The organism is Candidatus Karelsulcia muelleri, assembly GCF_024818015.1.
Lineage (GTDB): Bacteria > Bacteroidota > Bacteroidia > Flavobacteriales > Blattabacteriaceae > Karelsulcia > Karelsulcia muelleri_C.
The window spans coordinates 82,351-91,938 of the sequence record NZ_CP093908.1; the positions used below are offsets into that span (position 1 = coordinate 82,351).

Genomic DNA, 9,588 nt, shown 5'->3' on the forward strand with positions numbered 1-9,588 from the left:
ATATGGAAAAAATATTATTTAATTTAAAAAAAAATATAGATTCATATTGGAAGATGAAAGACAATTTGAATCATTGTGATATTAAATTTACTGTAGAAAAAGTTATAGAATATTTAGATAAAGGGAAAATCAGAGTAATCTCTTATTCAGAAGAAAAGAAGCTTATTATAAATGAATGGATAAAAAAAGCAATATTAATTTATTTTCAAATTAAAAAACCGAAATTAATAGAATTTGGATCATTAAAATTTTTTGATAAAATTCCTTTAAAAAACAATTATATTGGGGTACGTGTAGTACCTACCGCTATAGCTAGATATGGATCCTATATTTCAAAAAATGTAATTTTAATGCCGTCATATGTCAATATAGGTGCCTTTATAGGAAAAGAATCTATGATAGATACTTGGGCTACTATAGGTAGCTGCGCTCAAATTGGTGAGAGAGTTCATATAAGTGGTGGAGTTGGAATAGGAGGAGTATTAGAACCCTTACAATCTTCACCTGTTATTATAGGTAATAATGCTTTTATAGGATCAAGATGTATTATAGTTGAAGGAGTGATTGTAGAAGAAGAAGCTGTACTAGGAGCTAATGTAGTAATAACCTCTTCTACGAAGATAATAGATGTTACAAATGATAAGCCAATAATCTCTAAAGGCTTAATTACGAAAAGATCAGTAGTAATTCCTGGATCATATCCTAAAAAATTTAAATCAGGTACATATTACGTTCCTTGTGCATTAATTATAGGTAAAAGAAAAGAAAGTACTGATAAAAAAACATCTTTAAATCAAGTGTTAAGAGAATATAAGATTTCAGTATAATGATAATTATTGAAAAAAGTTCCCAATCAAGTTACATTGATTTTAATGATATATCTTTTGGTAAAAATTATTCAGATAATATGTTTTATTGTAAATTTAATAATGGGAAATGGGAAGATCCTATTATAAAAAAATTTGGTGAGATTACTGTATCTCCTATCTCATTAGTATTTCATTATGGTCAAGCTATATTTGAAGGAATGAAAGCTTATAAAGATAAGGATGGAAATGTATTTTTATTTAGGCCCTTGGAAAATTTTAATCGTATTAATTCTTCAGCTAAACGTTTAGAAATGCCATTAATATCTAAATCTATTTTTCTATATGGATTAAAACAATTATTGTCTATAGATAAAAATTGGATTCCAAATAATTATGGTCAATCGATTTATATTCGTCCTTTTCTGATAGCTTCAGATGGAAGATTATCAGCAAATCCATCTAAAAAATATATTTTTATGATTATTTGTACTACTGCAAGTAATTATTATTTGACACCATTAAAAGTTAATATAGAACAAAAATATAGTAGATCAACTGATGGTGGAATAGGCTTTACAAAAGCTGCTGGTAATTATGCATCTTCTTTCTTTCCTACGCGTATAGCACAAGAAGAAGGATACGATCAAATATTATGGACTGATTCTTCAACTCATTCTTTGATTGAAGAATCAGGAACAATGAATGTTTTTTTTTATATTAAAGATAGTTTAATTACAGCTCCAGCTAATAAAAAAATTCTTAATGGAATTACTAGAAAAAGTATTATAACCTTAGCAAAAGAAAAAGGAATAAGAGTAAAAGAATGTCATTTATCGGTTTCAGAACTTATATATAATATACGTAAAAATTTAGTAAAAGAAGTATTTGGATGTGGTACAGCAGTTGTTATAAATTTTTTTAAAACAATAGGATATAGATGTGAAAATTTTTATTTACCAAAAATTTCATCTGAAAAAAGAATATCTTTTTTTTTTAAAAAAAGACTTTTAGATATACAACATAATGTAGTTGATGATCCATTTGGATGGAGGTTTAAACTTTAAAGTATTTTTTTTCCTATTTCTAGAATAAACAGATTAGCTTTTTCAAAATTATTAGGTATTATTCCATTCAAAATAGCATATTTTAAAATATTTTTTATTATACCGATTTCTTTACAAGGATTTATTCCAAAAATCTTCATTAGATGATAACCTGATATAGGATACGATTTTTTTATATCTTTTTCTTCAACTTTTTTAAGTTTTAATTTGAATAAATTCAAATTTTTTTGATATTGTATTTTTTTTATATAATTTTTAGTTGTTATATCAGATTGACACATTAAAATTAAATCTTCTATCTCATCAGAAGATAAGAATCTTCTTATTGAAGAATCAGTAGCTGTATAACTTATCAAAGTTATAGGTCTTGAGCTATATTTAATAAGATTTTTAACATATTTCATGTATTTTGTTTTAGGTAATTTTAGTCTTTCAAATACTGAAGTAATCATTTTTGATCCTATTAATTCATGTGAATGAAAAGTCCACCCAATATTTGGGATATATTTTTTAGTTATAGATTTTCCTATATCATGTAATAATGCTGCCCATATTAACCAAAGATTATTAGTATATATACTAATATTATCTACAACTTCTAATGTATGAAGAAAATTATCTTTATGTTTAAATTTTTTTTTATTTTCAATACCTTTAAGATTTATTACTTCTGGTAAGATTATTGATAATAATCCAATTTTATATAAATCAAAAATTCCTGTAGAAGGTTTATTAGATAATAAAATTTGATTAAATTCATATATAATTCTTTCTATAGAAATCCTGATTTTAGAATTATAAAAACGAATAGTTCTTAAATTTATTTTCTTTTTCTTTTTCATTAGATAATTTTTTTAAAAAAGTTTTCTTCATCATATTAATCCAGAGCCTATTACTTCATTATTTAGATACCAAACTATAAATTGACCACCATTAACAGCTAATTGTGGAATTTCAAATTCTACATAGAAATCATTGTTTTTTTTATAGAAAGTAGCTTTTTGAAAATTTTGTCTATATCTAATTCTACATTCAACTTTGATTTTTGTTTTTATTTTTTTTATCCAATGAATATTATAATTTTTAATACAAATTACTTTTGTATATAATCCTGGATGATTTTTTCCCATTCCTACATATAAAATATTTTTTTTAATATCTTTTTCTATTACAAATAGTGGATATTTATATCCTCCAATTTTTAATCCTTTTCTTTGTCCCTTTGTAAAATAATGAGCACCTATATGGTGACCTATTATTTGACCATATTCTTTTTTATATTCTATATTAGGAGATAATAATTTTTTAAAAATATGACTATTTTTATTTATTTCTATAATTAAACCTTTTTTTGGGGCTAATTGTTTTTTTAAAAAATTTAAAAATTTTATTTTTCCAATAAAACATATTCCTTGAGAATCTTTTTTATTAGCATTAATTAAATTATACTTCTTAGCTATTTCTCTAACTTCTTTTTTATTTAACCACCCCAGTGGAAAAATAGATTTTTTAATTTGAACTTTATTAAGTAGACATAAAAAATATGATTGATCTTTATTCTCATCAATTCCAGATCTCATCTTATAAGAAATTTTACCATTTTCATTAACTTCTTTTTTTATTACATAATGACCTGTTGCAATAAAATGTGATTTTAAAAAAATAGATTTTTCTAAAAAAAACTTAAATTTAATTTTACTATTACAAATTATATCAGGATTAGGGGTATAACCTTTTTTATATTCTTTATAGAGATAATCTCTAATTAGATTTTTATAATTTTTAGTTATATCAATGATATAAAATGGTATTTTTAAACTTTGTGAGACTAACATTGCATCTATACTATCTTCTCTCCAAGGACATTGATTGTCAAAATATTTCATAAATATTCCAATAACATCATAACCTTGTTTTTTTAGTAACAAAGCTGCTACGCTAGAATCTACCCCGCCAGACATTCCTACAATTACCCTCTTCATCTTTATGATGAAAACATTTCTCTTACTTTTTCAAAAAAAGATTTTTCAGATTTCTGAGGAATAAAATTTTCTTCATTTTTCATTTGTTGAAACATTTTTTTTTGTTCTTCATTTAATTTTTTAGGAGTCCATACAATTATATGTATGAGTAAATCTCCCCTTCCATAACCTTCAAGAAAAGGTAATCCTTTTCCCTTTAATCTAAGAGTTTTTCCTGATTGGGTTCCTGCATCTATTTTAAGACGAGCTTTTCCATCTCCAGTAGGAACTTCTTCATAAGCACCTAATACCGCATCTGGAAATGATATATATAAATCGTAATGTAAATTTTTTCCTTCTCGTTTTAATTTCTCATGAGGTATTTCTTCAATAACAACTATAAGATCACCAGGGATACCATTCCCAAATGGAGCATCATTTCCTTTACCTGATATTTTTAATTGTATTCCTTCAGTTACTCCAGGAGGAATAGTAATACTTACTAATTCTTCTTTTTTTTTTAAACCTTGATTATTTACTCCTTTGGGGAGTCTTTCACTTTTTTTTCCTAAACCACCACATATACTACATGTAGTAGTAGTATGCATTATTCCTAAAATTGTATTCGTTACACGTGTTATTTGTCCTGTTCCATTACAATTTTTACAAAAAATCAATTCCACCCCTTTAGCCATTTTCATGCGTTGAACTTTCATTTTTTTTTCTATTCCCTTTAATATCTCATTAAGTGTTAATTTAACTTTGATTCTTAAATCACTCCCTTTAATATTTTTTTTTTTGTAATTACTAAATCCTGAAAAACTAAAAGCATCTCCAAATATATCTCCAAAATTTGTAAAAATATCCTCCATATTCATCCCTCCAGAATCTCCTTGAGAACTGGAATGACCAAATTTATCATAACGTTTCTTTTTTTCAGGATTACTTAATATATCGTAAGCTTCAGCTGCTTCTTTAAATTTTTCTTCTGCTTGCTTTTCTTTATTTTTATCTGGATGATATTTTAGAGCCAATTTTCTGTAAGCTTTTTTGATTTCATCAGTAGATGCATCTCTAGATATACCTAATATTTCGTAATAATCTTTTTTTATCATTATAATTAAATAATTAATTGCCTACAACTACTTTAGAATATCTAATGATTTTATTATTTAAATAATATCCATCTTCTATTACATCTATTACTTTTCCTTTTAGTTCATCCAATGATGCTTTAACTTGAGTAATTGCTTCATGCCAATCTGTATTAAATACATCACCTTTTTTGGTTTTAATTTTTTTAAGGCCTTTAGTTTTTAATATTTTATAAAATTTTTCTTTAATCAAAGATATTCCTTGAATTAAAGGAACATTATTAGATTTTTTTATTTCTTTTAAGCTTCTAGAAAAATCATCTAAAACAGATAATAAATCCAATAAAAGAGTTTCATTAGCATTATTTATAATATCTAATTTTTCTTTTTTTATACGTTTTTTAAAGTTTTCAAAATCTACAAAAAGACGTAAATATTTTCTATTTAATGCATTATATTCATTTAATTCATGTTTGTTTTTATACATAAAAATTAAATTTTAATTATAATTATAATTATATTACAAATATATATAATAAAAATCCAAATAATAAATATGAATTATTATGATGTTGTTGTAATAGGATCTGGTCCAGGTGGATATATATCTGCAATACGTTGTTCACAATTAGGATTTAATACCGCTATTATAGAAAAATATAAATATTTTGGGGGAACTTGTCTTAATGTAGGATGTATTCCATCAAAAACACTTTTATCATCGGCGGAAAACTATCATCAAGCTAAAAATAGGTTTGATAACCATGGAATCAAATTTGATAATCTATTATTAGATATAACTAAAATGATGAATAGAAAAAAGAATATTATTAATAAAATTTGTGAGGGAATAAAATCTTTATTTATTAAATATAATATTAAAACTTATTTAGGAACAGCTATCTTTAAAGATAAAAATACTATTTCTATTTTAGATTCTAATATAGAGATAATAAAATTTACTTATGCTATAATAGCTACTGGATCTAAACCAATGGAATTACCCTTTGCAAAAATAGATGGTAATAAAATTATTTCATCTACAAATATTTTATCACTTAATTATATTCCAAAAAAATTATCAATAATAGGAGGTGGGGTTATAGGTATTGAATTAGGATCATTATATAATAAAATCGGATCAGATGTAACAATAATTGAATATGAAAAAAATATAATTAGTAATCTTGATTTAGATCTAAGTCAAGAATTAGAAAATATTTTAAAAAAAAATGGTATTAAATTTTATCTTTCTACAAAAGTTGAAAGCATAGATCTAATTAAAGATAATGTTAAAATTAATGCTAAAATAAATAAAAATGATGAGATCAATATAATCTGTGATTGTTGTTTATTATCAATAGGAAGAATTCCATATACAAATAATTTAGGACTAGAAAATCTTGGCATAAAAAAAGATAAAAAAGGTTTTATATTAGTAAATAATAATTTACAAACAAATATAGAAAATATATATGCTATAGGTGATGTTATTGGAGGATTAATGCTAGCACATAAAGCAGAAAAAGAAGGAATATTTGTCTCAGACAAAATATATGGTAATAAAAATATGAGAAATTATAATTTAATCCCATCTGTAATTTATACAAATCCAGAAGTAGCGAGTGTAGGAAAAAGTGAGAAAGAATTAAAGGATAGAAAATATAAAATAGGTAAATTCCCAATTAAAGCTTTAGGGAGAGCTATTTCTAGTGGAGAAATTAATGGATTTGTAAAAATATTATCTGATGAATTAACAGATGAAATTTTAGGAATTCATATGATAGGTCCTAGAGTCTCAGATATAATAATTGAAGCAGTTTTAGCTATGGAGTTTAAAGCTTCATCTGAAGATTTATCATTAATATCATATGCTCATCCTACTTTTACTGAAGCTGTTAAAGAAGCAGCATTAATCGCTACAGGGAATAAACCTATACATATATAATGTATAAAATTAGTAAAAAATCAGAATATTTTCTATATAAATATTTAAATGCTTATTCTCCAACTGTAAATGAAGTTGATGCTCAAAAAATTTGGATGAAATATATAGAACAATATTCAGACTCAATTGAAACAGATAATTATGGAACAGTTGTAGGGGTTATAAATAAAAAGAAGACGTTTAAAATTGTAATTGAAGCACATGTAGATGAAATGACATGGTATGTTAATTATATTACAGATGATGGAATTATCTATGTAGCTGGTCGAGGTCGACCACTAACACATTCAAAACGTGTTAATATTCATACTAAAAATGGTATTATTGATGGATTATTGCCCTATAAAACCCCCACATTTATAGATATAGGTGCTTCTAATAAAAAAGAAGTAGAAAATTTGGGGGTTAATGTAGGTTGTATGGTGACTTATCCAGATGATTTTTTTATTATGAATAATAAATATTTTGTAGGTCGTGCTAATAAAATCGGTGGATTTATTATAGCTGAAGTTATGAGGTTAATAAAAGAAAAAAAGGTGGTATTACCTTATGGGTTATATGTTAGAAATTCTGTTCAAGTAGGTCAATATATATATAACCCTAATATAGCAATAATAACTGATGTATGTCATGATACTTCTATTTCGATTTTTGATAAAAAAATAAATGGAGAAGTCAAATCCGGATTGGGACCAGTGATAAATTATTCTCCATCAATACACAATAATTTACGTGAACAAATTATTTTTATTGCTAATCAAAATAATTTATCCTTTCAAAGACTTGTATTACCTGACGCTTATTATAATAATGGTGTAATTTCGGCTTTAATATCTATTCCTATTCGTTATATGAATACAACAGTAGAAATGGCTAATAAAAAAGATATAGAAAATTGTATACATTTAATGTTTGAAATATTAAAAAATATAGATATTAACGAAAATTTTAAATATTTGGAGAATCATCTATATTAAAAAGAATATTGGGCATTTTTTTTAATATTAATTTTTTAAATAAAAGTTTTTTATAATATTTTGATTTATTATTAAGAATCTTTATAAGATTATTTTCTTTTTCTTTTGGAAAAAAACTTATATAAATTTTAGCTAAACTAAAATCATAAATTACTATTACTTTAGTAATTATTATTAATTTCCTATAAGGAAAATAGATTAATTCACGATTAAATATTTCCGATAATTTTTTTTTAATTAAAATGGCAGCTTTTTTATTTTTAAACATATTTTTTAATAATTATTTATCATGTTAAAAAATGATGAGACTATAGTAGCTATAGCTACTCCTAGTGGATATGGAGCAATTGCGGTTATACGGATTTCAGGAAATAATTCTATTAAAATTATAAAAAAAATATTTTGCTCGTTTTCAAAAAAAAAAATTGGAAAAAATTCTATCCAGTTAGGATATATAAAAGAGAAAAACCAATTGATTGATAAGGTTTTAATTTTTTTATTTAAAAAACCAAAATCATATACTGGAGAAGATATAGTAGAAATATCTTGCCATGGATCTATTTACATCCAAAATAAATTATTATCAATAATTCTTGACCAAGGAGCAAGATTAGCAAATCCTGGAGAATTTACTTTACGTGCATTTATTAATGGAAAGATAGACCTTTGTCAAGCTGAATCAATATTAGATATTGTAAATTCAGAGACATTTTTTTCTCATAAATTTGCTATTAATCAAATTCGGGGAAATCTTTCTATATTAATAAGAAAATTAAGTAAAAAAATCATTAATTTATTATCATTAATAGAATTTGAATTAGATTTTTCTGAAGAAAATTGTAATTTTATAAATTATTTAGAATTAAAAAAAATGTTATATAATATAATTAAAAAATTAAAAACTTTAATAAGATCATTTAAAATAGGAAATGCTTTAAAAAATGGAATATCAGTATCTATAATAGGATGTCCTAATGTAGGAAAATCAACTTTATTTAATAAATTATTGAAATATGAAAGATCAATAGTATCTAATATTGCAGGTACAACTAGAAATTATATAGAAGATAGTTTAATTATAAATGGGATAAAATTTCGTTTTATAGACACAGCAGGTATAAATAACAATACAAAAGATTATATAGAAAAATTAGGTATAAAAAAAACATATAATAAGATTAATAAATCTGATTTAATTTTATATGTTTTTGATGATTTAAATGAAAAATTTATATTTAAAGAAGTAAAATCCTTACAAGAAAAATATCCTAAAAAAAAAATATTTATTATTATTAATAAATATGATTTAATTAAAAAAAAAATAAAGCCAATTAATTATAAAAAAATATTTAAAATATCTGCTAAATATGGATATGGTGTTAATAATTTATTATCTGAAATAACTTTTTTTTCTAAAAAAATGACTTCTTTAAAAGAGAGGACTATAGTAATAACTCAAACAAGACATTACGAATCTTTTAAAAAAGCTATTTTTTATTTATATAAAGTGAAAAAAAATTTATATTCAATTTCTCCAGAATTTTTATCTATAGATATACGTACAGCTTTAGATTATTTAGGGAAAGTAACTGGTGAAGTAACTAACGAAGATATACTATCAAATATTTTTTCGAAATTTTGTATAGGAAAATAATTGAGGGTGATTAGCTCAGTTGGTTAAGAGTATCTGCCTTACAAGCAGAGGGTCACTGGTTCAAATCCAGTATCACCCACT

At 23.8% G+C, this 9,588-nt stretch carries 10 protein-coding genes and 1 tRNA gene; 6 read left to right on the top strand and 5 right to left on the bottom strand.

Annotated elements, in window-relative coordinates; translation table 11 throughout:
* Positions 1-2: 2 nt before the first annotated feature.
* Positions 3-827 carry a 2,3,4,5-tetrahydropyridine-2,6-dicarboxylate N-succinyltransferase gene (locus tag MP018_RS00495; RefSeq protein ID WP_259288654.1) on the top strand — a complete coding sequence of 275 codons (825 nt, stop codon included), beginning with the start codon at positions 3-5 and terminating at the stop codon, positions 825-827.
* Entirely contained in the window at positions 827-1,873 is a 1,047-nt protein-coding gene (locus MP018_RS00500; protein WP_259288655.1) for a branched-chain amino acid aminotransferase, read from the top strand. The genes MP018_RS00495 and MP018_RS00500 overlap by 1 nt, the downstream gene beginning before the upstream one ends.
* Here MP018_RS00500 and MP018_RS00505 read toward each other — a convergent pair.
* Genes MP018_RS00505 through MP018_RS00520 form a run of 4 tightly spaced genes read right to left on the bottom strand, consistent with a single transcriptional unit; the run spans position 1,870 to position 5,415 of the window.
* Positions 1,870-2,715, bottom strand: coding sequence for an HD domain-containing protein (locus MP018_RS00505; protein WP_259288656.1), 846 nt, complete (start codon positions 2,713-2,715; stop codon positions 1,870-1,872). The two genes, MP018_RS00500 and MP018_RS00505, sit on opposite strands and share 4 nt — an antisense overlap.
* A gap of 30 nt (positions 2,716-2,745) precedes the next feature.
* Complete coding sequence (gene mnmA, locus MP018_RS00510; protein ID WP_259288657.1) at positions 2,746-3,855, bottom strand: tRNA 2-thiouridine(34) synthase MnmA; 1,110 nt, start codon at positions 3,853-3,855, stop codon at positions 2,746-2,748.
* Between the two features lie 2 nt (positions 3,856-3,857).
* On the bottom strand, positions 3,858-4,949 hold the full coding sequence (locus MP018_RS00515; RefSeq protein WP_259082831.1) for a DnaJ C-terminal domain-containing protein: 1,092 nt from the start codon (positions 4,947-4,949) through the stop codon (positions 3,858-3,860).
* 13 nt (positions 4,950-4,962) lie between these two features.
* Positions 4,963-5,415 (bottom strand): nucleotide exchange factor GrpE, encoded by a 453-nt coding sequence (locus MP018_RS00520; protein ID WP_259082830.1) that lies wholly within the window; start codon positions 5,413-5,415, stop codon positions 4,963-4,965.
* A 69-nt stretch (positions 5,416-5,484) separates the two neighbouring features.
* Here MP018_RS00520 and lpdA point away from each other — a divergent pair, with 69 nt between their 5' ends.
* Positions 5,485-6,876, top strand: coding sequence for a dihydrolipoyl dehydrogenase (gene lpdA / locus MP018_RS00525; protein ID WP_259288658.1), 1,392 nt, complete (start codon positions 5,485-5,487; stop codon positions 6,874-6,876).
* Positions 6,876-7,853, top strand: a complete 978-nt coding sequence (locus MP018_RS00530; protein ID WP_259288455.1) for a zinc-binding metallopeptidase family protein — start codon at positions 6,876-6,878, stop codon at positions 7,851-7,853. Before lpdA ends, MP018_RS00530 begins: the two co-directional genes overlap by 1 nt.
* Here MP018_RS00530 and MP018_RS00535 read toward each other — a convergent pair.
* Entirely contained in the window at positions 7,825-8,121 is a 297-nt protein-coding gene (locus tag MP018_RS00535; protein WP_259082827.1) for a ribosome-binding factor A, read from the bottom strand. The two genes, MP018_RS00530 and MP018_RS00535, sit on opposite strands and share 29 nt — an antisense overlap.
* Before the next feature lie 21 nt (positions 8,122-8,142).
* Between MP018_RS00535 and mnmE the strand changes: the two genes are divergently transcribed.
* Both mnmE and MP018_RS00545 read left to right on the top strand, forming a co-directional pair.
* On the top strand, positions 8,143-9,507 hold the full coding sequence (gene mnmE / locus MP018_RS00540) for a tRNA uridine-5-carboxymethylaminomethyl(34) synthesis GTPase MnmE (protein WP_259288659.1): 1,365 nt from the start codon (positions 8,143-8,145) through the stop codon (positions 9,505-9,507).
* 4 nt (positions 9,508-9,511) lie between these two features.
* Positions 9,512-9,586 (top strand) — tRNA-Val (locus MP018_RS00545).
* The last annotated feature ends 2 nt before the right edge of the window (positions 9,587-9,588 follow it).